Origin of the sequence: Dietzia sp. MNB45, assembly GCF_051994785.1 — a bacterium.
GTDB classification, from domain to species: domain Bacteria; phylum Actinomycetota; class Actinomycetes; order Mycobacteriales; family Mycobacteriaceae; genus Dietzia; species Dietzia kunjamensis.
The window spans coordinates 511187-535278 of the sequence record NZ_CP163397.1 but is presented as its reverse complement, the minus strand read 5'-3'; the positions used below and the strand labels follow the sequence as shown (position 1 = coordinate 535278).

Sequence of the window (24092 nt, the reverse complement as noted above, 5' to 3'; positions counted from 1 at the left end):
GGCTCTTACTGCCCGAAGCGCTGCACTCGGTCGTGCGAGCGCTGGTAGTACGGCTCGAAGATGCCCCAGAGCAGCTTCAGTTCCGTTTCGTCTTCGGCCATTGCGCTCATGCCCCGTGCCGTCGAGATGACATCCGCCCCGACCAGCCGAGTGACTGAGCCGTGGAGTGCCTGCAATGAGTCGAGTGCATGTGCGTCTTCCGTGAGGCGATCGAGCTCAAGGCTCCGATTCACCTGCTCCAAGGCGCGTTCCATCGCCATGTCGTGGACGCTCTGCCGAGCCATGTCCTGTCCGTTCCGACGCTTCCCGTTCGTTGCCACCGCGACCAACTCCTGAGAGGTTGCCTGCCCTGGTGCCAGGTTAGTCACCATTCGGGTAACGACAGAGTGCCCTGTGGTCGCTTGCCTGTCAAGGTGGTAGGTTGCCCGTCATGCAGATACCCGAAGAGACCGTTCGCAGGCGCGTCGATGCCCTGACCAGGATGGCGAAGAACAACGCTGTGGCCGACGAAGACTTAGAGCCGTTCGAAGGGGACCACCCCGAGCAAGCGTTCAGGATTAACTTTGGGCCAGCATTGAGAAAGACCTTTTCGTACCTCGAACTAGCGAACCAGCTGGGCGAGTTCGATCACGACGTAGCCGAAGAGGTAATTGCCGCTGCGGCCGCCCTATCATTCATCATTTCCCCAGAATGGGTACCTTCTCCCCTAGGGGAGCGAAGGAGACGAGTTGCGGAGGATCTGCAGGCGTCCGAGAGCACCATCATTCGCCGCGAGCGCGCCGGGGCAGAGCTATTTGCGAGGTCGTACGAAGCTGGTTTTAAGTCTTACCTAGAGTGGCGCACCCTAGAGAAAGAAGATGGTCGTCCATTCTGGGTGGCCCAGAACCTCGTGACCACTCTGAGAGAGACTCTGGGCGATCCAGAACTTGTCGAACGGGCTCAGCAAGTCGCTGACACCCTACTATCTTGCCTTCGCGATCGAGATTTACTTAAGTTACGGATCGAGGCAGCCGCTAAAGAACTCGGCTATTCAAACCCGCCACCCGACGTCGACTAGCGAGGGATCGAACCTGAAACCCTCCCACATCACCCGCGGATGGCCCTGGGGAAGCGGATGCACGGTAACACGCTCAACCAGCAGGTCAACCAGGTTGCGGCGGAACGCGATGCCACCAGACTCCCACTGAGTAGCTAGGTCACGCGTGAGGTCGATCATCGTCATGGTGCCGACCACCTGGACGCGGGCGAGCTGTTGGTCGATGTTGTCCAAGGTTGCGTCTGCGAGTTCTTTGGCGCTGCGGAACTGGCTCGCCGTGAGCAAACCCGTGGCGTAGTCGTTCACGAGTTCATCCACCCGCTGTTGCTGCGCCCCTCGGCGCTCTACAAGCGTTTTCACGGCGCTTTCGTTGCTGGAATGAGTATTGATGACCTCCAACAACTTCGGGCTTTCTAGGCGCTTTAGAATGGCCTTCTTTGTAAGCAGCTCCAGCGCGGCGATGTTCCGGCTTACTTTTCCACAGCCTATGCGGCGGTGATCATTGGACAAGTAGGTCTTGCAGCGGTACGCAGGTTTGCGCTCACCAGACCCGACCGTGGCGCTTATTTTGTTGCCGCATTCACAGTAGACCAGGCCCGTCAGCAGGTACTTGCGGCCCGTCGAGCGGCGATAGTGAACAACTTTCTTGCTCAAAACGCTTGTGACTTGCTCGTACTCTTCGCGGGTAATGATCGGTTCCCATTGCCCGTTGTAGTGGAGCCTGCCGTTGTGCTCACGTATAGCCGCGTTCGATGCCCGGCCCGCGCACTTGCGGACGCCGATGCCGGTCCAACGGGCTCCACGCACCGTAGGGATGCCACGGTCGTTCAAGTCCGCAGCGATGGCGGTAGGGGTCTCTCCCGCGATGATCCGACGCACTAACTCGCGCACCACGTCAGCCTCGGCCGGCTCAATCTTGTTGCCGCCGTCTTGCCACCCGTAGACGCGACCGCACGAGTGGCGCTTGCCAGCTTCGGCGATCTGCCGACGAGCACGCTTGTTCTTGAGCCGCGCTTCGGAGACGTAGGCTTCATCCACCGCGCCTTTGATCTGAGCCATCATGATGCCGCTCGGCGTGGATAGGTCCAGGTCGCCTGACTTCACGGTGAACGTCAGGACGTTGTGGCCTGTGACTACATCGCAGTACTCGACAAGCTCTCTCAGCCGCCTATGGAGTCGGTCGGTGTGCCAAGCCAAGACGTAGTCCACCTGGCCGGACTTGATGAGTTCCAGAAGGCTTCTATATCCAGGTCGAGGTTTTCCGCTGTAGGCGCTGATGTCGTTGTCGGAGAGTTCAGCCACGACATCCCAGCCGCGCTCCAGCGCGTAGTTCCGGCAGTCTTCGAGCTGTCGGGCAACACCTAAACCAGTCCTCTTGGGGTCTTCAGAAATCCGAGAATATATTGCCGTTCGGTGTTGCATGTACATCCCTATTATCGCAGGTCAGGGCAGGGATTACAACAACACCATCCCCACGGCGTACTCGACCGTCGACATGCCGGCGTCCGGTCTGGTCACGGCGCTGAACCGTCGAGCCAGGGCGGCACGGGCCCGGGCTATCGGCGCGGCGGAGACCGCTGGCGTGCGGGCGGCGTTCTCGGTGGCGTTCCGGGCGGTGGAGTGGGCCGTGAGGTGGGTGTTCATCTGGGTTCTCCTTCTTCGGTGACCGGGGCGGCGTCTCCGTCCCGGAATCGGTGTGGCCGGCCGGTCCGCTCACGGCAGGACCCCCGGCAGCATCCCGTCGGCCAGGCCCACGACGACGGGGAGGACTCCCAGGCAGACGAACGCCGGGAGGAAGCACAGGCCGAGCGGGCCGGCGACCATGACGGCGGCCCGCTCGGCCCGGGCGGTGGCGTCGGCGTCCGCCTCGGAGCGCAACTGGTCGGCGGCGTGGCCGAGCGCGGCCAGTACCGACCCACCCCCGTCGGTCGCGCGGGCCAACACCGGGGCGATCGGGGCCAGCCGGGCGGCGTCCGGGACCTCCCGCCAGGCCTCGGCCGGGGCGGCCCCCAGCCGCATCCGCGCCGCGGCCGCCCGCAACGGACGCGCCGACGCGGGATCGGAGTGGTCGACGGCGTCGGCCACCGCGGCCAGTGCGTCGGGCACGGGCAGACCGGACTGCAACGCAACCGCCAGCAGGTCGACCAGCTGGGCCAGGGCTCCGGTGTCGGCCCTGGTGGGGCCGCGGCGCGTGATCGCGGCCAGGGCGCGGGCGGCCACCTTTGAGGCGAGCCTGCCGCCGGGTCGGTCGCTGTCCCGGGCCCGGGGTGTCGATCCCTCGGCACCGGCCGGGAGAGCCGTCACCCTGTCGGCGGCCCGCGGGCGCCACGGCGCCACGCACAGCGCGGCGGCGAGCAGGAGGACGGCCGCGGTCATCGGGCGGCACCGCCCGCGATGCGGTCGGTCCACAGCAGTCCGGCGGACAGCAGGACCGCCCCGGCCAGGCACAACCCGCCGCCCAGCGCGCCGCTGCCCAGGACCCCCAGCGGGTCGGCGCCGAAGCCGGACCCCAGGAGCACGCCCAGTCCGGGGAGCGCGGTGAGGATGACGGAGGTGGCTCGGGGTCCGGCGAGGGTGGCGTCCACACGCAGCGCCCGCTGCCGCCGCGAGGCCACGTCGGCCCGCAATCCGTCCACGACGTCGGCCAGCACCACCCCGTGTCGGGTGGCGAGGAGCCAGGCGCCGGCGAGCTCCCCGGCGACGCGGTCCCCGTCCGGGCCGTCGCCTCCGGCGGGTCGCAGGGCTGCCGCGACGTCGCCGCCCAGGCGGGCGTGCGACCCTGCCGCGGCGAGGATCCCGGCCACTCGCCGGTCGTGCGCGGCCGCGGCGTCGGCGGCCTGCCCGAGGGCGCCTCCCGGCCCGGCGCCGGCACGCAGGGCCGAGGAGGTGTCGTCGAGCGCACGCTCCCACGCCCCCAGTCGCGAGAGACGCTGTCGGCGTTCGGTGGCCCGCCCGCGCAGGTCGGCCGCGGCGCCACCCAGCACGGCGGCCGCGCAGGCGTGGATCGGGCCCGCCGCCACGAGCGCGACCGTGCCCGCGGCGACAGGCCACAGCACGCCGATCGGCACCTGCGCGAGGGCGTACCGCAGCCGGGCCACGCCCGCGCCGCCCGCCTGCCCCGCGCCGCCCGCCTGCCCCGCACCGCCCGCCTGCCGCGCACCGCCGACCCCGAGCGCGCGTACCCTGCCGGCCGCGATCCCGCCCGGCCACACCAGCAGCGCGGCGGCGAGGAGCACCGCGGCCGTCATGAGACCCTCGCCCCGAGCACCGCGTCCAGGCCCGCGCGGCCGGGAACCGCCCCACCGTCGGCGCGCCAGGCCGGGTCCACGACGATCCCGTGCGCCTCGCGCCGCACCACCCCGATCGAGTCGACGCCCCGCCGCCCGTCGGGCAGCCGGCGCATCCCCACCACCACCCGCAGGGACGCCGCGACCTGTGCGGACAGGGCCGCCCTGTCGAGTCCGCCCAGCGCGCCGAGCGCCTCCAGCCGGGCGGGCAGCTCCGTGGGCGAGTTGGCGTGGACGGTGCCGGCGCTGCCTTCGTGGCCGGTGTTCAGCGCGGCCAGCAGGTCGGCGACCTCGCCGCCACGCACCTCCCCCACCGCGATCCGGTCCGGTCGCATGCGCAGTGCCTGCCGGACCAGGTCGGCCATGGTCACCTGTCCGGCGCCCTCGACGTTGCCGTGCCGCACCACCAGTCGCACGACGTGCGGGTGCGCGGGTCGCAGCTCGGGGGAATCCTCGACGCACAGCAGCCGCTCGGTCGCCGGGACCAGCCCCAACAGCGCCGCGAGCATGGTGGTCTTTCCGGAGCCGGTGCCACCCACCACGAGGTAGCCCACCCGGGCGTCGACGAGCCCCCGCAGCAGCGGCTCCGCGGAGGCATGCACCGTCCCCGCCTCCACCAACCGGTCGAAGGTCACCTGCGCCGGCCGCGACACGCGCAGCGACAGGCAGGTCCCGTCCACGGCCACCGGCGGCAGAACCGCGTGCAGTCGCCACGCCATCCCGTCGCGGGAGCGCACCACGCCGTCGGCCCAGGGTCGGGCGTCATCGAGCCGCTGACCCGCCCGTCCGGCCAGGCGTACCGCGAGCGCCCGCAGCTCGGCCTCGGTGGGTACGACGACGTCCGTCTCCTCCAGGCCGCGTCCGCGGTCCACCAGTGCCGGCCCCGGCCCGTCGACCACGACGTCGGTGACACCGGGGCTCGCGAGGAGCGCCTCGAGCGGCCCGGCCCCGGCCAGGTGCTCGCGGACCAATCGCGCTGTACGCAGCAGGTCGAGGTGGCCGTGCAGCACCCCGGACTCGGCCCGCACCGCGCGGACCACCTCGTCCGGCTCGGGCTCCACGCCCAGGCCGGCGAGCCGCGCGCGCACCCTGTCGACGAGGTCGGCCGGCGGTGCGACCACCGCCGGATCGTCACCGTTCATCGAGGTCCACCTGCTCCAGCAGTGCGTCGGCGAGCGCGGCCAGTCGTCGCACCCGGCCCGCCCGTCCGCGATGGAGCGCGGCCGCCAGCTCACCGGCGCCCGCCGCACGGCGGACCGCCCGGATCTCCGGCAGGACGTGCCAGTTCCTCGCCCCGGCCACGTCGGCGACATCGGCGGCGTGCAGGGGGTCGCCGCGTCCGGTCCTGATGACCAGGACCACGCCCGGGTGGTCGCGCACCGCGTTCCCGGCGGCGACAGCGCCCTGGAGGTCGGCCCTGGTGACGACGACGACGAGGTCCGCACCGGCGAACACCGGCCCGCCGTCGGCGAGCCCACCGCGATCGCTCACCACGAGTCCCCCGGCCGACCGGTGGGCCTGCTCCGCTCCCGGGGCGCCGTCGAGGGCGCGGACAGGGTCGGCCACGACCGGTCCACTCCTGGACCGCGCCAGGACGCCGAGTCCGGGCAGGGCCTCGGGCACCGCACCCCACAGGGCCTCCGGATCAGGTCCGCCCAGGTCGGCGCGCACGTCCTCGACCCGTAGCCCGGGCCGCTCCTCGACGCCCAGCACCAGATCGACGCCGGTGCCGTGCGGGTCCGCCTCGACCAGCAGGGTCCGGAAGGACGGCGCAGCCCGAACCGCCAGCGCCGCCGCGAGGGTGCTGGCCCCGCAGCCGCCCACCGCGCCGGCGACCACGATCAGCGGACCCGACCGCGTACGCACCGGCGCGAGCAGCGCACCCACGAGATCGCCGGTGCCGGACGGCAGGCGGACCACCTCGTCGTCGTCGTCGCCCCGATCGCGGTCGGATCCCACCCGCACGACGCGTGAACCACCGGAACTCACGGCGGCGTCCGCGCGATCGGTGACCACCACCTCGGAGTGGTTCCCGCCCAGGGGGCCCGTGTCCAGGGCGAGGGCGGCCAGCACGGCGCGCACGTCGGCGTCCAGATCGGGGTCGGCGACGTCCACCGCGACGGACCGCGCTCTCGTAGTCGTGTTCACGAGGCTCAGCCTCGCGCACCCACCCGCCCTCCGGCCGCTCCGCGAAGGCTCACGGCGGTCCGCCTGTGGAGGGGGACGGGGCTGTGGACAACGTGCCGCGGGGAAAGCTCGCGAGGGCACTGTGCGGTGGACGCGTCGGCAGCTGTCCGGTACAGCCGAGCCCGCGAAATGCGAGAGACCGCGGCAGGGGGTGCCGCGGTCTCTCAGAAGTGTCAGTTCTCGGGGGGATGAACTGAGCACCTTAGGGGGATGCCCATCACGGGCACCGTCAGTATCGCCCATCTGCATGGCCAGCACAAGAACCGTATCGTTGGGGCGTGTCCGCCCCACGCCCACCGGGCCCCAGGATGTCGCACCGGCCTCGTCGGGTCGCTGCGTTCTTCGACCTGGACAAGACGATCATCGCGACCTCCTCGGTGTTCGCGTTCAACAAGTCGTTCCTCGGCGAGGGACTGCTGTCGCGACGGTCGGTGATCGATCTGGCCTACACGCAGCTGGCGTTCAGCCTGTCCGACGCCGACGACGAGCAGATGCAGAAGGTGCGCCAGGCCATGGCGACCGCCACCAAGGGGTGGTCTCCCGAGCAGGTCGAGCGGATCGTCACCGAGGGACTCAAGGAGACCGTCTCCCCGACCGTGTACGCCGAGGCCCAGGACCTGCTCGCCGAGCACCGCGCGCTGGGCCACGACCTGGTGATCGTGTCCGCCTCGGGCGAGGAGTTGGTGGCGCCGATCGCCCGGATGCTCGGCGTGGACCACTACGCCGGCACGCGGATGAACCGGGACGCCGACGGCCGCTACGGCGGATCGATCGAGTTCTACTGCCAGGGCCCGGGCAAGGCGGAGGCGATCAGCGCGTTCGCGGAGCGCTACGGTTACGACCTCGAGGCGAGCTACGCCTACTCGGACTCCTCCACCGACCTGCCCATGCTCGACATGGTCGGCCACCCGACGGTCATCAACCCCGACCGCGCACTGCGGCGCGAGGCGCTGGAGCGGGGCTGGCCGATCCTGACGTTCGAGAACCCCACTCCGCTGCTGCCCACGCTCGAACGGGCGACCGGGCCGATCGTTGGGGTGGCGGCCATCGTCCTGGCCGTGGGGTCCGCCACCGTGTCGTTCGTCCGGGCCGCGCGACACGCGGGGCGGTAGCGCGGCCCATCGGGTGCGCGCGGCGGCGGGGCGGGCCCGTGCGGTGCGTCGGCAACACCTCATCATCGGCGTCGGCGACGGGCACGGGCGATAGCCGGACTCCCCCACGAGTTCTGGTGTTCCTTGTGCGATCCCACCATCGCCCCGGGCCGGTCACAGGCGGCATGCTCAGGGCACGGTGGTGAAGACGCCAGGACCGGGACGGAAGAGAAGTCACGGCCCCCCGCCCTCCTCACCGTCATCGACATTCGGAAACCCACGCGACGGATAACGCCCGAGAGGCAACACCAGCCGTGGGTCCGCGCCAGCCGTCACCGACGGTTGTCCCGGGCCGGCGACACGGCGGACCACAGGACGCTTGGTACCCGGATCTCTCGATGGACCGCAGTGAATTGGCGGGTCGACTCCGGTCGGCCCGCCATTCGCGCGCGCCCGGCCCGTTCGGCCACCGGCGCGCTCCGCTTAGCCCCCGGCTGCGTCGGCGATCGAGGTGGCCTCGCGCGCGCCGGCCTCGAGGGCTCTACAGCAATGGAGGAGCCATTCGGTCACGCCCTCCTCGGTGCCGCTCATGTATCCCTGCAGGGCGGCCCGGTGTGCCTCCGGGTCCCGATAGAAGGTCACCTCGGGCACGCCCAGGCAATGGGGGTCGAGCCCGGTCGACACCCCGACCAGGCGGAACGCCGCCCGGGCGACGATCCCGTCCGCGGACCCGAACGGTCGCAGGCCCGAGAGTTCGCCGAGGACGACCGCGGCGAGGACGGGCGCCGGCGCGCGAGTGCCTCCGGTGACCAACTCGGCGAGGCCCTGGAGACGCTCGGCGACTCCCTCCTCCGGGCGCGGCCGGCCGAGACCCTGAGGGTCCACCCCGGGCCCGGACGCCGCGAGGAGGTGCAGATGGGCGAGTTCCTGGAGGGGCGAGCGGGTCCACACGGACACGGCGCGGTCGAGCGACTCGCCCGTCAGTTCCCCGGCCACGCGCAGCGCTGCCGAGAGCACCTCGTCCTGCTCGCCGTCGGTGTCCAGGCGGACGGACGCGCCCTCGACGCCGGCCGATGCGCGCGCACCCCGCAACACCGATTCGGCGGCGGTGGTGGGCCATCCGCGGCGGTTGGCGGGGTGTCGGTGCACCGAGGCGAGGGCTGCCCGGGCGGCGTCCGCGGCCTCGGCCACACCGGGCAGGGCGAGGAGCGGGGCGAGCGGGTCGGGGGCGGTGGAGGTCACGGGTCGAGGTTACCGACCCGGCGCGAATCGGCCGACACAGGTGATTTTCAGCTGCCTCAACCGGTGTCGAGCTGGTGTAATCAGCCCAATCCGTCGGGGCACGCGCCCGGCTCAGCCCCTACACCTCGATCCCGGAGGCCCTCGTGAATCTCAAGGACCAGCTCGACGCGCTGCTCGACGCGACCGCCTTCGACTCGACCGGGGCCAAGGTCGGCGCCGTGCGCCAGATCTACGTGGACGATGCCAGTGGCAAGGCCACGTTCGCGACCGTCGCCACCGGGATCTTCTCCGCCGACGCGATCGTCCCGCTCCACGGCGCGCGACTCCTCGACGACGAACTCCATGTCGACCACACCCGCGCCGTCATCCGCGATTCCCCGCGCCCCGACAACACCGAGGACGCCCTCACGCCGGAGCAGGAGGCCAGGTTGCTGGAGTACTACGGCATCGAGACCCCCACGCGGCTTCGCGGAACCGCCGCGTCCGGGCCCGGGACGGCGACCGGGGAGTCGGCGCCGAGCGGCGGAAAGGAGACGAGCGCGGGCAAGACGGCAGGCGCCGGGAAGGCCGAGGGCACCGGCAAGCCCGAGGGCACCGGCAAGACAGCCGTCGCCGACAAGACAGCCGTCGCCGACAAGACGGACACGCCGGAGGGTGCGGGCAAGACGGACAGCGCCCGGACGACCAGCAGCACGCCGGCGAGCGGGGGCGGGGCCGCGGTCGGAGCCAGCGCAGAGGGAACGAGCACGTCGTCGGGCACCGGCGCGCCGCGCCGGCCGGCTACCCCACCCGCATCGACCGGGGCCACGGCGCCGAAGGGCGCGACGTCGGGGGGCGGGAACAAGCCGACGACGACGACGAACTCCGCTGCCTCGTCCTCGTCGACCGACACCCCGGAGCCCGCGAAGTCCTCCGGCCCGGGGCCCGCCACACCCGCCGGGCCGCCGTCCGACGGCGGCTCCACGAAGGGAGAGAACCCCCCTCGCGAGTGAACGGGATCGGGCGGGCCTCCCCCGGCCTCCCCCCGCCGGGCCAGATCCCGAACACGGTGCGCCGCATGTGACTACGCTCACATACATCGGTCCGGTCGCTTCCGCCGTGACGATCCCGGCCGTCCGTGAAATCTGATCCCGAGAGAGAGCCGCTGATGACCGCTCCCGAGCACGACCAGTCCTTCGCTCCCGACCCCGACTTCGCCGCGCAGGCCAATGCGCAGGCCGACCTCTACGACAGCGCGTCGAGCGACCGTCTCGCCTTCTGGGAGGAGCAGGCTCGGCGACTCGACTGGGACACCGAGTGGACCGAGGTCCTGGACTGGTCTGACGCGCCGGTCGCCAAGTGGTTCGTGGGCGGCAAGCTCAACGTGGCCTACAACTGTGTCGACCGCCATGTGGAGGCCGGCAACGGCGATCGTGTGGCCATCCACTGGATCGGCGAGCCCGGCGACGACGCCCGCGACATCACCTACGCCGAACTCAAGGACGAGGTCAGCCGGGCGGCCAACTACCTCAGCTCGCTCGGCCTCGTCGCCGGTGACCGCGTGGCCATCTACATGCCCCTGCTGCCCGAGGTCTACATCGCGATGCTCGCGTGTGCCCGCCTGGGCCTGACCCACTCCGTGGTCTTCGCCGGTTTCTCGCCGAACGCGCTGCGCTCCCGCATCGACGACGCGGAGGCGAAGCTCGTCATCACCGCCGACGGGCAGTTCCGGCGCGGTAAGCCCGCACCGCTGAAGGCGGGAGTCGACGACGCGCTCTCCGGAAACGGCGTCGATGCCGACGGCGACGCCGAGTCCGTGCAGAACGTGCTCGTGGTCCGCCGGACCGGTCTCGACGTGGACTGGACCGACGGCCGTGACGTCTGGTGGGACGAGGCGATGTCCGAGCAGTCCGCCGAGCACACGCCGGAGGCTTTCGACTCGGAGCACCCGCTGTTCCTGCTCTACACCTCCGGCACGACCGGCAAGCCCAAGGGCATCGTCCACACCTCGGGCGGGTACCTCACCCAGTCCGCGTACACCCACCACAACGTCTTCGACCACAAGCCCGGCGAGGACGTCTACTGGTGCACGGCGGACGTCGGCTGGGTCACGGGCCACACCTACGGCGTGTACGCCCCGCTGGCCAACGGCGCCGAGTGCATCGTCTACGAGGGAACCCCGAACTCGCCCGACGAGCACCGTCACTTCCAGATCATCGAGAAGTACGGCGTCACCATCTACTACTCCGCGCCGACCCTGATCCGGACGTTCATGAAGTGGGGCAACGAGATCCCGGCCTCGCACGACCTGTCCTCGATCCGCCTGCTCGGTTCGGTCGGCGAGCCGATCAACCCGGAGGCGTGGCGCTGGTACCGCGAGAACATCGGCGGCGGCAAGGCTCCCATCGTCGACACCTGGTGGCAGACCGAGACCGGCGCGATCATGATCTCCCCGCTCCCGGGCGTCACCGAGACCAAGCCCGGTTCCGCCATGCGGCCGCTGCCCGGTATCGAGATCGCCATCGTGGACGGCGACGCCAAGGAGGTCGCGACGGACGAGCAGGGCTTCCTCGTGATCACCGAGCCGTGGCCGGCCATGCTCCGCGGCATCTGGGGCGACATGGAACGCTATCGCGACACCTACTGGTCCCGGTTCGCCGAGGAGGGCTACTACTTCGCCGGTGACGGCGCCAAGTGGGATGCCGACGGCGCCCTGTGGGTCCTCGGCCGCGTCGACGACGTCATGAATATCTCCGGTCACCGCATCTCGACCTCCGAGGTCGAATCGGCCCTCGTCGGTCACCGCGCGGTCGCCGAGGCCGCGGTCGTCGGCGCCAACGACGAGACCACCGGCCAGGCGATCGTCGCGTACGTGATCCTGCGGGGCAACGTGGACGCCGAGGAGGATCGTCAGAAGCTCATCGACGAACTGCGGGCCGAGGTGTCGCGGGAGATCTCCCCGATCGCCAAGCCCCGCGACATCACGATCGTGCCCGAGCTGCCCAAGACGCGGTCCGGGAAGATCATGCGTCGCCTGCTCAAGGACATGGCCGAGGGCCGCGACGGCGGCGACACCTCGACCCTGTCGGATCCGACGATCATGGACCAGATCCGCGAGAAGGGCACGCGCGGCTGACGGGTAGCGGGTGAACACCGCCACGTGACGTGGCACGATGGACGACGGTGCATCCGTCGCCGGACTATGGAGGAACAACCGTGAGCCACGCCCAGGGAACGCACAAGCCGACCGAGGCCTCGATCCCCCTGCATGACGCTGACTCGATCGGCCGTGGCGACGCCAGTATCGGCACCCTGGTCAAGAACGCCACGACGCAGGTGTCGACACTGGTTCGTGCCGAGATCGAACTGGCGAAGACCGAGGTCACCGAGCAGGTGAAGAAGGCCGCGACCGGGTCCGGCTTCTTCGTCGCGGCCCTCGTCCTGCTGCTGATGTCCTTCTTCCCGTTCGTGTTCATGTGGGCCAAGCTCATCTCGATGTGGTTCGGCACCAAGACCTGGGACTGGATGGGCTTCCTCATCGTGTTCGTCGTCCTGGTGCTGCTCGCGGCGGTGTTCGGACTACTCGGCTACCGCAAGGTCAAGAAGATCCGGAAGCCGCAGCGCACCATCGACTCGGTGTCGGACCTCAAGCTGGCCATGCCGAAGGGCAACGAGCCCCGGCCCGGCACGGTGCGTGTCACCGAGACGCCCTTGCCCGCGTCGAAGTCCTGAGAACTCCCGCTCACCGGCCGCCCGACCCGTCGATCGTCAGGATCGACGGGTCGTGGCGGCATCGTGACGTCTCGGCCAACGGCATCCGCCTGCACATCGCCGAGGCGCTGCCGGCCGACACCCCGCCGGGCCGACTCCCCCCTCTGGTCCTCCTGATCCACGGTCTCAGTGGAATCTGGTGGACGATGCGGGCGCCCATGCTCGCGCTGGCCGACGCCGGGTTCCATGCCGTTGCCGTCGATCTCCGGGGCCACGGCGACTCGGACAAGCCGCCGCGCGGTTACGACGGGTGGACCCTGGCCGCGGACATGACCAACCTCATCCGGGCCCTCGGTCACTCCTCGGCGGTGGTCGTCGGCCAGGGCGAGGGCGGATTCATCGCATGGACCGCCGCCTACCGCCGGCCACGCGCGGTGCGGGGCCTCGTCGTCGTCGGCTCTCCCCACCCGGTCGCCACCCGGCGCGCCGCACTGCTCGACCGCTCCCAACGTCGTGCGCTGGTGCCTCGCCTGCTCGCGGACCAGGCGCCGCGGTTGCCCGAGCGGCACCTCACCCGCGACGGCGCCGCAGTGGTCGAGGAGATGCTCCGCAGTCGATCCGGGCCCACGTGGCCCGACACGGAGGACTTCCGCGAATCCGCCGACCTGCTCAGGCGGTCCATGCTCATCCCGAAGGTCGCCCACCTGACCCTGGAGAGCCGCCGCTGGATGGTGCGGAGCCAGTTCCGTCCGGACGGCCGCGACTTCCGCCGCGCGGTCTCCGGCGTCCTGCCGCAGCCCGTGCTGGGGATCAGTGGAGCCGAGGACAGGTTCATCCTGCCGGCCACCGTCCGCGCGTCCTCGGCGTGGGCGCGCGACTTCACCACCGAACTGGTCCCGGGGGCCGGGCACTATCCCGCGATGGAGGCCCCGGACGCCACGTCCCGGCTGATCGTGGACTTCGCGCGGCGCGTCACCCCGCTCTGAGCCGCCGGGACTCCGACCCGCCGGCCAGCCCCGCCGGCCGGGCCCCGCGGTGATCAGCTGGGCAGCCCCACGCACCGCCCCGTCGAGACCGACTCCTGCGCATCGACCGCGAGCTGGAGCTGCGGCAGCACCTGCTCCACGGTCAGCGCGTACCCGGTGTCCGCGGCGTCCATCGCGGCGCCGAACACCACACCGGCGACCTGCCCCTGCGGGGTGACCAGCGGTCCGCCGGAATTGCCCTCGCGAACGGAGCCCCGCAGGATGTATACCTCGCGCTCGACGGTCTGCTCGCGGTAGATGTCCGGGCCGCGCAGGGTCACACGCTCGCGGATCCGTGCCGCGTCCGGACGGTAGGGCCCGTTGCCCGGGTAGCCCACGACGATCGCGTCGTCGCCGGTGCGGGCACGATTCTCGGCGAAGGGAAGAACCGGAGCGTCCAGACCGTCCACGCGCAGCACCGCGATATCCACTCGGGGGTCGTAGACCACCACCTCGGCGTCCAGCTCGTCATCACCGGACACCACGGTCGCGGACTCGGTGCCCGCCACTACGTGCGCGTTGGTCATCACGAGCCCCGGCGCGGCCACGAACCCCGACCCCTCCAGCGCGCGGCTGCAGGACTCGGCCCGGCCGCGGATCTTCAGCACGGACGGCTGTACGCGGGCCACCACCTCGGAGCCGGCGAGGACCGGATCGGGCGGTGGGACCTCCTGCATCGGGGTGGTCCCGAAGGGGCCGAGGATGTCCGGGAAACCGGTGGTGCCCAGGACCGAGGTGAACGTCGCGGGGATCCGTTGCAGCTGTTCGGGGGCGACGTCGTCGATCTTGGCCAGCACGGACGACCCTCGCACCGCCTTGCCCAGCCCGGGTCCCTCCTGCGCGGCGATGGGCACCGCGACCAGCCAGGCCACGAGCAGCATGGCCGCGGACTGGAGGACGGCGCCCACCGTGCTGTCGAGGAGTCGTGCACCGGATCCGGCGATGTAGCGCCTGGCGGCGCGGCCGATCGTGACGCCGGCGACCTGCCCGATGATCACCATCACCGCGATGATCGCCAGCCCCGCGGACAGCCTGCCGAACGGCGAGTCGATCTCCCGCACGAGGTGCGGGGCCACCAGCAGTCCGGAGGTCGCGCCGATGCCCACCCCGAGCAACGCGAAGCCCGACGCGGCGGCCCCGTTGATCCATCCCGAGATCGCCGCGGCCGCGGCGAGTGCGAACAGTGCCAGGTCGAGCCATTGCGAGCCCGTCACCGGTACCCCCTCCGAGGATTGTCCGCGGGCAGGTCGAGCGACTCCTCGCCGTCGGCGGGCTGCTCGCCGTCCCCGGCCAGCCCGCCGTCGGGGGCCGTGCCACCGGCGACGGTGCCGTCGGCGGCGCGCGCGCTCAGCCCGGGCACGCCGGCGACGGTGCGATCGGCCAGTGGGTCCGCGGATTCGCGGCGGGCCTCCTCCGCCGACATGCGGTGCTGCTCCCCGTTCGCGGACGCGGCCAGGGTCTTCTCGAGGTCCCGGATGTCGGACGTGTCCCAGTCCAGGTCCCATCCGGCGGAGTGGAACATCGCGGCGAGGATGCCGGCGGTGAAGCCCCACACGACGAGGTCGTCGTGCTGGAACGCCGGGCCGGTCCACCCGGTGGTGTGCCGGAGCAGGAATCGGTTGGCGGGATCGAGTAGCTCGTCGACCGGCACGGTCATCACGCGCGCGGTCTCCCCCGGGTCCACGACGTCGACCTCCATCGGCTCCCGCCAGTATCCGAGCACCGGTGCGACGGAGTAGTTCGAGACCGGGATGTACAGCTCGGGGAGCACCGCGAGCACGTCCACCCCGTGGGGGTCGAGGCCGGTCTCCTCCCACGCCTCACGCAGCGCGGCCTCCACCGGGCCGCTGTCCGTGTCGTCGACGCCGCCGCCGGGGAACGAGATCTGACCCGAGTGGTTGCGCAGCGTGGGGGCCCGGTGGGTGAGCAGGACGCGGGCATCGCTGGGTGGCTGGGGGCCGGGCGCGTCCTCCGAGCCGGAGAACAGCACCAGGACGGCGGCGTCGCGGTGCGGCCGGCCGACCTCGTTGGGACCGCGGTCCTCGGGCGGGCGCCGTCTCGGCAGCAACCCGTCGAAGCTGCCGTCGGTGCACGCCGTCATGAGGGGGTCCATCCAAGCGGGGTGCGGGACGCCGGTGACGTCGCCGGGCCGGGGCACGGGCCCGTTCGCGGGGTTGCTCACGCGGTCACTCCCAGGTGTTCGGCGACGGCGTCCAGCACGTCCTGTTCGCTGTCCATGGGCTCGACCAGCACGTGCGCGATCGTCCCGTCGGCGCGGACGAAGAGCGTCAGCGGCAGGACGGGTGGCGCGCCGAGCACGGCCGGCAGCTCCTCCTCCTGGTCGGAGACCGAGATCAGTTCCTCGATGCCCAGCGCGGCGAGGGTGTCGAAACCCTTGGTCTCGGACGGGTCCGTGTGCGAGAGCACCACCCGCACCTCGTCACCGAGGGTGGCCTGGGCGTCACGGATGGCGGGCAGCTCACGGCGGCACGGTTCGCACCAGTAGGCCCACATGTTGACCACCATGGGCCTGCCGGCCTGGATCTTGCCGAGCGTGGTGGTGGAGCCGTCGTCCATGCAGCGCACCATCAGTCCGGCGACGGGGCCGGTGGTGGTGGCGGGCACGGCGCTGTCGCGGCAGGCGGGGAGCCCGGCCTCGGCGCGGACCGCGGGGTCCACGACGGTGCGCGGCTCGTCCGCGGGCGGGGCGCCCACGGGAGGTGCTGTGGGGGCGGCGGTCGGGTCGCCGGACCCGTCGTCGGTATCACCGAACGTGGAGAGAAGTGCGACGACGACGCCGATCATCGCCACGAGAGCGACCAGCGACCACCGGGCTGAGGCGCTCACGCCTGGTCCCCCAGTCCGACCAGTTCCAGCAGGTGGTCGCGCTCGGGTCCCGCCACGAGGCGGGCGGCGGCGACCGGCTCGAGCGGGCCGGCCTCGCCCGCGGACGGGCAGTCGTCGGCCAGCACACACGCCCCACAGGCCGCGGTCCGGGCGTGGCACACCCGGCGACCGTGGAAGATGATCCGGTGGCTCGCGTCGGTCCAGGAGGCCCGCGGCAGCATGCGCGACACCTCGCGCTCGATGCGGACGGCGTCCGTGGCCTCGGTCCACTTCCAGCGGTTCACCAACCGGATGAAGTGGGTGTCGACCGGCAGACCCGGGATCCCGAATGCGTTGCCCAACACCACGTTGGCCGTCTTCCGTCCGAATCCCGGGAGGGTGACCAGGTCCTCGAGCCGCTGCGGCACCTCGCCGTCGTACCTCTCCACGAGCGCCGCGCCCAGGCCCTGGATGCTCCGCGCCTTGTTGCGGTAGAAGCCCGTCGGCCGGATGAACTCCTCCAGCTCCTCCCGGTCCGCCCCCGCGTAGTCGGCGGCGGTCCGGTAGCGCGCGAACAGTGCCGGCGTGACCTCGTTGACCCGCTTGTCCGTGCACTGGGCGGACAGGATCGTCGCCACGCTCAGTTCCAGCGGGTTGGTGAAGTCGAGCTCGCAGTAGACGTGCGGGAACGCCTCCTCGAGGGCGCGGAGCATGCGTCTCGCGCGCCGGGTGCGCCCGAGGTCGGTCTCCACCCCCCTCGCGGCCACCCCTCGTCTGCGGCGCTTCACGGCTGGAGCTGGGTCGGGCATGAGTCCACATTACGGCTCGGCGCCCCCGCGGCGCGGAACCGCCGCCCCGGGTGCGTGTGCGTCCCGCGGTCCGGGGGTGGATAATCGGACAGATGCAGGGAATCCTCGTCGTCCTGGTGCCGGTCCTCCTCGCCGGATTCGCACTACTCATGGACCGTTTCGAGAACGCGATCCTCGACGAACCCGAACAGATCGACGTCTGAACCATCCCGCTGATCGCGCGTCGCCACCACCACCGACGCGCTTACGACTACAGTGGTTTTCGCCACACGCACGCCATGGCACGGACACGCATGTCCGCGCCCGAACGGAGGGTCACAGACTGTGACGATTGATCGCCGCACGGACCAGTCTGCCGACGACGTCCTCACCAGAGCCGGAATCTTCCAGGGCGTGGAGCCGGCGGCGGTCTCCGCCCTGCGTTCCGACCTGACCAGCGAGGAGTACTCGAAGGGTGACGTGATCATCCGCGAGGGCGAGCAGGGCGACAGCCTGTACATCGTCACCTCCGGCAAGGTGAAGCTCTCCCGGAAGGCCCCCGACGGTCGCGAGAACCTGCTCTCCATCCTCGGGCCGTCCGACATGTTCGGCGAGCTCTCCATCTTCGACCCCGGCCCGCGCACCTCGTCGGCCGTGTGTGTCACCGACGTGTCTGTGCAGGCCATGGACCGCTCGGCCCTCAAGCGCTGGATCGCCGAGCGTCCGGAGATCTCCGACCAGCTGCTGCGCGTGCTGGCCCGCCGCCTGCGCCGCACCAACAACAACCTCGCCGACCTCATCTTCACCGACGTGCCCGGCCGCGTGGCCAAGGCCCTGCTGCAGCTCGCGCAGCGCTTCGGCACGCAGGAGGGCGGCAACATCCGCGTGACGCACGACCTCACGCAGGAGGAGATCGCCCAGCTCGTCGGCGCCTCCCGCGAGACGGTGAACAAGGCGCTGGCCGAGTTCGCGCACCGCGGCTGGCTGCGGCTCGAGGGCAAGAGCGTCATCATCTCCGACACCGAGCGGCTGGCCCGCCGCGCCCGCTGACGCCCCGGCCCCGGCCCCGGCCCCGGCTGCAGACCCAGCCCCAGCCCCCGCCCCGAGATCCGCTACTCGGAATAGGGATCCGCTAGTCCAATCCGACCAGCCGATCCCTATTCCGAGTAGCGGATTCTTGGTTGCCGGCGGGCGACGCTCTCACGCCGCGCGGCCAAGTCCGAGTTGCTCCTGCCGACGCATCGCGTCCTTCACCCGCCGGACGATCACGTCCGGACGCCGCAGGTCATCCCATACCCAGCGAATCACCACGTAGCCGGCATCTTCCAGATCGCGCTGCCTCTGGCGTTCACGGCTCTGTGCTTCCCGTATCTCCTGCGGGCTGTTCCCGTATTTGCCGAAGCCGTCCGCCTCGCCGATGAGCCTCCATTCTCGCCAGTAGAAGTCCACGCGGAACCGCTTGCCGCTCCGGCCCGACAGCCACACCTGCATCTCGGGCTGCGGGAGACCCGCGAACACCAGGATCAGCCGTATCAACGATTCCAGAACCGATTCCGCCAACCCGCATGTCAGCTCCGGCAGCGCCCGCGCGCGCCCGACACCCGTGCGCCCCTTCGCCAGACCCGCCTCGTCCTGGAGTTCTGGGCGCGACAGCATGCCTCGGCGGATGGCCTGGTCGGCAGCAGCAACGCCGCTCTCCAGGCTCACCGTCCGTGCGACGTCGATGATCGTCCTGGCGGGAGAGGTCAACTGGATGCCGTCGACGAGTCTGGTCGCCCCCTCCACGGGCAGGGTGAAGCACACGAGCGCCGAACTGCGCCGCGTTCCGCCGCCCTCGCGTGGCCGGGTGGCGGTGGGCCGGTCCAAGGAGATCCCGTGGAGCGGCAGCCCGTAGAGCGCGAGGGCGGAACCGTGCGACATCACCGTCCCGGGTTCCACCGCGAGCGCGGCCGCCCGAGTTCGTTCGAGGAACTCCCGCTCCCTGCGGACGTAATCGGGCCCGGTCCCGGCGGGCGCCTCCTCCGGCTCGTGGGCGTAGACGCCGGACCGCACCCGCCGTAGCGTTCCGGCGCCGATCCGCCTGTTGATCTCATCGTGGTCCAGGCCGCTGCGGGCGAGCTGCGCGAATGTCGAGAGAAAGGGACTGTCGTGGTCGTCTGTCTTTGATGCACCCATGTTCGGCAGTCTCGCCCACGCCGACACGCGCACTCCCGCTGTAACCCGCGATATGCAGGCCGCCTGTGGAGAAATCCTCCCTGTGGACAATCTCCCCCGCGTCCCCGCGCCCCACCCAAATCCGCTAGCCGGAATCCGGATCGGCGACTCCAATTCGACTAGCCGATCCCTATTCGGACTAGCCGATTTTCGCGAATGGTCGGACCCGGCGGGCGTTGCGGGCTGGGCGGGCTGGTCAGGTCGCGGGCGGGTCAGGCGTTGGCCGCGCTACCCGTGCCCTCCGTGCCCCCTGTATCCAGGCGGTCGAGGTAGCGCAGCGCGACCTTGGTGGACTGCTCGGCCACCTTGAGCAGGAACGGCGTCACGTCGCGGTAGATGTGCTGCGTGATCGCCTCGGCCGAGGCGTCGCGCCCCAACTCGGCCCGGGCGGCGATGATCTGGTCGAGTCGATCGCGCCGGTGCCGACCGAGTACCTGGGCGGCGCGGCCGGTGTTCTCCACGTCGGGCCCGTGCCCCGGGATACCGATCACCCCGTCGGCCCGCGCCGCGAGGAGATCCATGCTGCCCAGGTAGTCGCCGAGATCGCCGTCGGTCGAGTCCAGCACCGTCGAATCCCGGCCGAGGATCGTGTCCCCGAGGACCACGCAGTCCGGCGGGGCAGTGAACCCGGTCCCCGCGGCCCGCACCTCGAGACTGATCGAGTCGGCAGTGTGCCCCGGGGTGCCGAGCACGATGATGTCCAGGCCGGCGGCGTGGATCACCTCGTCGTCGTCACCGCCCGTCACCAACGGCGCGGCGTCCCGGCAGAACCGTTCCTCCACGGCCCTGACGGGGGCGGAGGTGAATCCGCGCAGGTGATCGATGCCGTCGGTGTGGTCGCCGTGACGATGGGTGACGACGACGAGCTCGATCTCTCCCACGATGGCCGCGATCCGCTCGGCGTGCGCGAGGTCGTCGGGTCCGGGGTCCACCACCACGCAGGTAGGCGACCCCGGGGCCCGCAGGATGACGGTGTTGGTCCCCTCGAAGGTCATCTCGGAGGGGTTGTCGCAGAGGATGACCCCGGACAGCTCCGTGACGGGCCGGAGGGTCTCGTACGCCGGGAAGGTGATCGGGGCCAGGCCTGCGGACATCGCGGCTATCCCTCGACCTCGACCACGAGCTCGACCTCGACGGGCGCGTTCAGCGGCAGCTCGGACACGCCGACCGCCGACCGGGCGTGGACGCCGGCGTCGCCGAAGATCTCACCGAGCACGTCGGAGGCGCCGTTGAGGACACCCGGCTGCCCGCTGAAGCCGGGCGCGGAGGCGACGAACCCGACCACCTTGACGACCTTCACCACCGAATCGATCCCGACGAGCCCGTCGACGGCCGCCAGCGCGTTGAGGGCGCAGGTGCGGGCCAGCTCGGCGGCCTGCTCGGCGGTGACCTCGGCCCCCACCTTGCCCGTGGCCGCCAGGGCGCCGTCGACCATGGGCAACTGCCCGGAGGTGTACACGAACGCGCCGGTACGTACTGCCGGGACGTAGTTGGCGACCGGCGGGACGACCGTCGGCAGCTCCAGACCCAGCTGGTCGAGCTTGCGGGTCCAGTAGCCGGCGGTCTCGGTCTCGGGCATCAGAGCTGTCGCTTCATGTAGGCGACGTGCTGCTCACCCGTGGGGCCGGGCAGAACGGAGACCAGCTCCCAGCCGTCGCCTCCCCACTGGTCGAGGATCTGCTTGGTGGCGTGCGTCAGCAGCGGGACCGTCACGTACTCGAACCGGGCTGCTCCAGTGGATTCGCTCATGTGCCCCACTCTAGGTAAGTCACGAGCGCCCCGCGCGCGGTGGTGTGAGCGCTTAGTGTGGAACGCATGCCGTCCACGATGAGTCCAGGTACCCGGTCGACACGATCGACCATCGCCGACGAGCTGTCCACCGGGTGGTCCGACAGCTCCGAACGGGCCGAGTTGCACTACGTCTCGGGGAAGGGCGGCACCGGCAAGACGACCGTCGCCACCTCCCTCGCACTGGCGCTGGCCTCCACCGGTAAGCGGGTCCTGCTGGTGGAGGTGGAGGAACGTCAGGGCATCGCCCGGATCTTCGACCGCGCCCCCCTGCCCTACCGCGAGGAACTCGTGGCCAGGGTCGACGGCGGCGGCAAGGTGTTCGCGCTGGCGATCGACATCGAGGCCGCGATGCTCGACTACCTCGACACCTTCTACCGCCTCGGGGTGGTGGGCAAGGTGATGAAGTCGGTCGGTGCGATCGAATTCGCGACCACGATCGCGCCCGGGCTCAAGGACGTCCTGCTCACCGGCAAGATCTATGAGGTCGTCGCGCGCGAGCACGCCAAGCGTGAGGTCGTCTACGACGCCGTGGTGGTCGACGCCCCGCCCACGGGCCGGATCGGCAAGTTCCTCGACGTCACCACCGCGATGGCCGACCTCGCCGGCGGGGGCGGGCCCATCCGTCGCCAGGCGGAGGCCGTGGCCGAGCTGGTCCACTCCACCCGCACGGTCGTGCACCTGGTGACGCTGTTGGAGTCACTGCCGGTGCAGGAGACCATCGAGGCGATCGCCGAACTCAAGAGCCACGGACTGCGGGTCGGCCAGGTGATCATCAACCGCGCCGAGACCCGTCACCTCGACGACGATGCGCTGCGGCGGATCGCCGAGGAGGACATCGACGCCGAGGCGGTCGCGGACGGCCTCGACGCGACCGGCGTGGAGGTCGACGACGAGGGACTGCAGGGCCTGCTGGTGCAGGCGATCGAGCACGCCCGCGTGGCCCGCGGCCAACTCCGCGCCGGCGAGACGCTCACCTCCGCCGCCTGCCCCACCCTCGTGCTGCCGGCGCTGCCCAACGGGGTGGAGGTCGCGGACCTCTACGACCTCGCCTCCGCCCTCGTCGACCAGGGAGTCCACTGACATGACACGCCGCCTCGACATCACCGCCATGCTCACCGACCCCGCCACCCGGGTGGTGGTGTGCACCGGCGCCGGCGGCGTGGGCAAGACGACCACCGCCGCGGCGGTCGCCCTGCGGGCCGCCGAACTCGGCCGCGACACGGTCGTGTTGACCATCGACCCGGCCCGTCGCCTCGCGCAGGCCCTCGGCATCGACGAGTTGTCCAACGAACCCTCCCCCGTGGACCTCGGGCAGGAGAAATCCGCCGCCGGCGGGTCACTGCACGCGATGATGCTGGACATGCGCCGTACGTTCGACGAACTGGTGGTGGCCAACACCACGGAAGCCAAGGCCCGGGACATCCTGGACAACCGCTTCTACAAGACGATGGTCACCTCCTTCGCGGGGACCCAGGAGTACATGGCCATGGAGAAGTTGGGGCAACTTCTCGACGACTCCGCGTGGGACCTCGTCGTCGTCGACACTCCCCCGTCGCGCAACGCACTGGACTTCCTCGACGCACCGCGCCGCCTCGGCGCATTCCTCGACAGTCGGCTCATGCGATTGCTCTCCACGCCCGGCCGCGGGGTCGGACGCCTGGTGACCGGCGCGATGAGCACCGCGATGCGCGGCGTGTCCACGGTGGTGGGGTCCTCGATGCTCAAGGACGCCTCCGAGATGGTGGTGGCGCTGGACTCCACGTTCGGCGGGTTCTCCACCCGCGCGTCCCGGACCCAGGCGATCCTGCGCCGCAAGGGCACGGAGTTCCTGGTGGTCTCCTCCGCGGAGCGGCCCGCCCTGCGCGAGGCCGCGTTCTTCGCCGAGCGACTGTCCGAGGAGAAGATGCCGCTGGCGGGGGTCGTGGTCAACCGCACCCATCCGCGACTGACCGACCTGAGCGCCGAACAGGCCTGCGCGGCCGCCGACCGCCTGGCCGGGGAGAACCCGGAGGCCGAGGCGGTGCTGCGCATCCACGCCGACCGGGCGGGCACCGCCAAGCAGGAGGTCCGGCTGCTCGAGTCGTTCACCGACACCCACCCGGACGTGCGGATCGTCGGCGTGCCCTCACTGCCGTTCGAGATCTCCAACCTGGAGGCACTGCGGTCGGTGGGCGACCAACTCTGCGGCTGACGGATACGAGCGCGGCCCGCGGCGGGTGCCGCGGGCCGCGCTCGAGGTGTCCGGGCCTCGACTCGCCAGGACTCGTTGGACCTCAGGACTCAGTAGACCGCGGTGTGCCGCTCGATCTGCTGCGCGAAGAAGTCTGCCCAGGAACGGACCTCGGGGTGCTGCTTGAGCAGGGCGCGGCGCTGCCGCTCGGTCATACCGCCCCAGACACCGAACTCGACGCGGTTGTCGAGTGCGTCGGCCCGGCACTGCAGCAGGACCGGGCAGTGCCGGCAGATGGACGCGGCCTTACGCTGCGCCGCGCCGCGGACGAACAGCTCGTCCGGATCGATGTCCTTGCACCGGGCCTGGGCCACCCATTCCTGGCGACCCTCCCCGATGATGATCTCCTCGGAGCCGAGGGGGTTGCCGGCACCGGGGCGGACCCCGTGGTCGGAGGAGTGGGTGGTCCCGGGGAGGGTGGACGTCATCGAAGTGCCCCTAGCGTGAGTGGAGTCGTGGACGGGTTCACCGCCCACGTCTCCGGCCTTCTGAGCCCGCCCGACGCGGCGGACTCACTGTGTCGGCGGGCGTTCGCACCTGGGATTCGTGTATCGCGATCCCATTCCGGTCCGATCCGTCCCGCGTTCCCCCATATTGTTACCGCAGTCACACAACAGAAGTAAAGAGTCGACACATGATCGCCGCGCGACGGGTGGTCCCGGAGGGGTGGTCACGTACCCTGTGC

At 70.8% G+C, this 24092-nt stretch carries 26 protein-coding genes; 9 read left to right on the top strand and 17 right to left on the bottom strand.

Annotation, left to right across the window (positions count from 1 at the left end; genetic code table 11):
• Positions 1-5: 5 nt before the first annotated feature.
• The gene (locus tag AB5G72_RS02560; protein WP_440220884.1) at positions 6-260 is read right to left on the bottom strand and encodes a hypothetical protein; all 255 of its coding nucleotides are present in this window, start codon (positions 258-260) and stop codon (positions 6-8) included.
• Positions 261-430: 170 nt separating this feature from the next.
• Here AB5G72_RS02560 and AB5G72_RS02555 point away from each other — a divergent pair, with 170 nt between their 5' ends.
• Positions 431-1057, top strand: coding sequence for a hypothetical protein (locus AB5G72_RS02555; RefSeq protein ID WP_440220883.1), 627 nt, complete (start codon positions 431-433; stop codon positions 1055-1057).
• On the opposite strand, the gene AB5G72_RS02550 is transcribed toward AB5G72_RS02555, so the two are convergent.
• From AB5G72_RS02550 to AB5G72_RS02525, 6 genes are all read right to left on the bottom strand, one after another.
• Complete coding sequence (locus AB5G72_RS02550) at positions 1031-2458, bottom strand: recombinase family protein (RefSeq protein ID WP_440221457.1); 1428 nt, start codon at positions 2456-2458, stop codon at positions 1031-1033. The two genes, AB5G72_RS02555 and AB5G72_RS02550, sit on opposite strands and share 27 nt — an antisense overlap.
• Positions 2459-2491: 33 nt before the next feature.
• Complete coding sequence (locus AB5G72_RS02545) at positions 2492-2680, bottom strand: DUF4244 domain-containing protein (RefSeq protein ID WP_440220882.1); 189 nt, start codon at positions 2678-2680, stop codon at positions 2492-2494.
• Positions 2681-2749: 69 nt separating this feature from the next.
• Entirely contained in the window at positions 2750-3412 is a 663-nt protein-coding gene (locus AB5G72_RS02540) for a type II secretion system F family protein (protein ID WP_440220881.1), read from the bottom strand.
• Entirely contained in the window at positions 3409-4284 is an 876-nt protein-coding gene (locus AB5G72_RS02535; protein WP_253003119.1) for a type II secretion system F family protein, read from the bottom strand. The genes AB5G72_RS02540 and AB5G72_RS02535 overlap by 4 nt, the downstream gene beginning before the upstream one ends.
• Positions 4281-5465, bottom strand: coding sequence for a TadA family conjugal transfer-associated ATPase (locus AB5G72_RS02530; RefSeq protein ID WP_440220880.1), 1185 nt, complete (start codon positions 5463-5465; stop codon positions 4281-4283). Before AB5G72_RS02530 ends, AB5G72_RS02535 begins: the two co-directional genes overlap by 4 nt.
• On the bottom strand, positions 5455-6471 hold the full coding sequence (locus AB5G72_RS02525) for a chromosome partitioning protein (protein ID WP_440220879.1): 1017 nt from the start codon (positions 6469-6471) through the stop codon (positions 5455-5457). Before AB5G72_RS02525 ends, AB5G72_RS02530 begins: the two co-directional genes overlap by 11 nt.
• 317 nt (positions 6472-6788) lie before the next feature.
• On the opposite strand from AB5G72_RS02525, the gene AB5G72_RS02520 reads away from it, so the two are divergent.
• Positions 6789-7622: an HAD family hydrolase gene (locus AB5G72_RS02520; protein ID WP_096906146.1), complete on the top strand. Its 834-nt coding sequence runs from the start codon at positions 6789-6791 to the stop codon at positions 7620-7622.
• A gap of 462 nt (positions 7623-8084) precedes the next feature.
• On the opposite strand, the gene AB5G72_RS02515 is transcribed toward AB5G72_RS02520, so the two are convergent.
• Complete coding sequence (locus tag AB5G72_RS02515) at positions 8085-8843, bottom strand: oxidoreductase (protein ID WP_154829123.1); 759 nt, start codon at positions 8841-8843, stop codon at positions 8085-8087.
• A 143-nt stretch (positions 8844-8986) separates the two neighbouring features.
• On the opposite strand from AB5G72_RS02515, the gene AB5G72_RS02510 reads away from it, so the two are divergent.
• From AB5G72_RS02510 to AB5G72_RS02495, 4 genes are all read left to right on the top strand, one after another.
• Positions 8987-9835, top strand: coding sequence for a PRC-barrel domain-containing protein (locus AB5G72_RS02510; protein ID WP_440220878.1), 849 nt, complete (start codon positions 8987-8989; stop codon positions 9833-9835).
• A gap of 155 nt (positions 9836-9990) precedes the next feature.
• Positions 9991-11958: an acetate--CoA ligase gene (gene acs / locus AB5G72_RS02505; protein WP_440220877.1), complete on the top strand. Its 1968-nt coding sequence runs from the start codon at positions 9991-9993 to the stop codon at positions 11956-11958.
• Between the two features lie 80 nt (positions 11959-12038).
• Positions 12039-12554: a phage holin family protein gene (locus AB5G72_RS02500; RefSeq protein WP_067711418.1), complete on the top strand. Its 516-nt coding sequence runs from the start codon at positions 12039-12041 to the stop codon at positions 12552-12554.
• Positions 12555-12649: 95 nt separating this feature from the next.
• Positions 12650-13519, top strand: a complete 870-nt coding sequence (locus tag AB5G72_RS02495) for an alpha/beta fold hydrolase (RefSeq protein WP_440221456.1) — start codon at positions 12650-12652, stop codon at positions 13517-13519.
• A 53-nt stretch (positions 13520-13572) separates the two neighbouring features.
• Here AB5G72_RS02495 and AB5G72_RS02490 read toward each other — a convergent pair whose 3' ends face one another.
• Genes AB5G72_RS02490 through nth form a run of 4 tightly spaced genes read right to left on the bottom strand, consistent with a single transcriptional unit; the run spans position 13573 to position 17193 of the window.
• Positions 13573-14772: a MarP family serine protease gene (locus tag AB5G72_RS02490; protein WP_067711414.1), complete on the bottom strand. Its 1200-nt coding sequence runs from the start codon at positions 14770-14772 to the stop codon at positions 13573-13575.
• Positions 14769-15740 (bottom strand): NUDIX hydrolase, encoded by a 972-nt coding sequence (locus AB5G72_RS02485; RefSeq protein WP_440220876.1) that lies wholly within the window; start codon positions 15738-15740, stop codon positions 14769-14771. Before AB5G72_RS02485 ends, AB5G72_RS02490 begins: the two co-directional genes overlap by 4 nt.
• On the bottom strand, positions 15737-16405 hold the full coding sequence (locus AB5G72_RS02480; protein WP_440220875.1) for a TlpA family protein disulfide reductase: 669 nt from the start codon (positions 16403-16405) through the stop codon (positions 15737-15739). Before AB5G72_RS02480 ends, AB5G72_RS02485 begins: the two co-directional genes overlap by 4 nt.
• Positions 16402-17193 (bottom strand): endonuclease III, encoded by a 792-nt coding sequence (nth, locus tag AB5G72_RS02475; RefSeq protein ID WP_440220874.1) that lies wholly within the window; start codon positions 17191-17193, stop codon positions 16402-16404. Before nth ends, AB5G72_RS02480 begins: the two co-directional genes overlap by 4 nt.
• Before the next feature lie 324 nt (positions 17194-17517).
• On the opposite strand from nth, the gene AB5G72_RS02470 reads away from it, so the two are divergent.
• Positions 17518-18222, top strand: a complete 705-nt coding sequence (locus AB5G72_RS02470; RefSeq protein ID WP_096906152.1) for a Crp/Fnr family transcriptional regulator — start codon at positions 17518-17520, stop codon at positions 18220-18222.
• A 150-nt stretch (positions 18223-18372) separates the two neighbouring features.
• Here AB5G72_RS02470 and AB5G72_RS02465 read toward each other — a convergent pair whose 3' ends face one another.
• From AB5G72_RS02465 to AB5G72_RS02450, 4 genes are all read right to left on the bottom strand, one after another.
• The gene (locus AB5G72_RS02465) at positions 18373-19347 is read right to left on the bottom strand and encodes a hypothetical protein (RefSeq protein WP_440220873.1); all 975 of its coding nucleotides are present in this window, start codon (positions 19345-19347) and stop codon (positions 18373-18375) included.
• Between the two features lie 251 nt (positions 19348-19598).
• On the bottom strand, positions 19599-20480 hold the full coding sequence (locus AB5G72_RS02460; protein ID WP_440220872.1) for an MBL fold metallo-hydrolase: 882 nt from the start codon (positions 20478-20480) through the stop codon (positions 19599-19601).
• Between the two features lie 5 nt (positions 20481-20485).
• Positions 20486-20965: a RidA family protein gene (locus tag AB5G72_RS02455; protein WP_096906155.1), complete on the bottom strand. Its 480-nt coding sequence runs from the start codon at positions 20963-20965 to the stop codon at positions 20486-20488.
• Complete coding sequence (locus AB5G72_RS02450) at positions 20965-21135, bottom strand: DUF4177 domain-containing protein (protein WP_096906156.1); 171 nt, start codon at positions 21133-21135, stop codon at positions 20965-20967. Before AB5G72_RS02450 ends, AB5G72_RS02455 begins: the two co-directional genes overlap by 1 nt.
• A gap of 66 nt (positions 21136-21201) precedes the next feature.
• On the opposite strand from AB5G72_RS02450, the gene AB5G72_RS02445 reads away from it, so the two are divergent.
• Positions 21202-22257, top strand: a complete 1056-nt coding sequence (locus AB5G72_RS02445; RefSeq protein WP_154829133.1) for an ArsA-related P-loop ATPase — start codon at positions 21202-21204, stop codon at positions 22255-22257.
• Position 22258: 1 nt separating this feature from the next.
• Positions 22259-23368, top strand: a complete 1110-nt coding sequence (locus AB5G72_RS02440) for an ArsA family ATPase (protein ID WP_067716252.1) — start codon at positions 22259-22261, stop codon at positions 23366-23368.
• Positions 23369-23457: 89 nt separating this feature from the next.
• On the opposite strand, the gene AB5G72_RS02435 is transcribed toward AB5G72_RS02440, so the two are convergent.
• Positions 23458-23835 (bottom strand): WhiB family transcriptional regulator, encoded by a 378-nt coding sequence (locus AB5G72_RS02435; RefSeq protein WP_187352252.1) that lies wholly within the window; start codon positions 23833-23835, stop codon positions 23458-23460.
• Positions 23836-24092 lie beyond the last annotated feature (257 nt).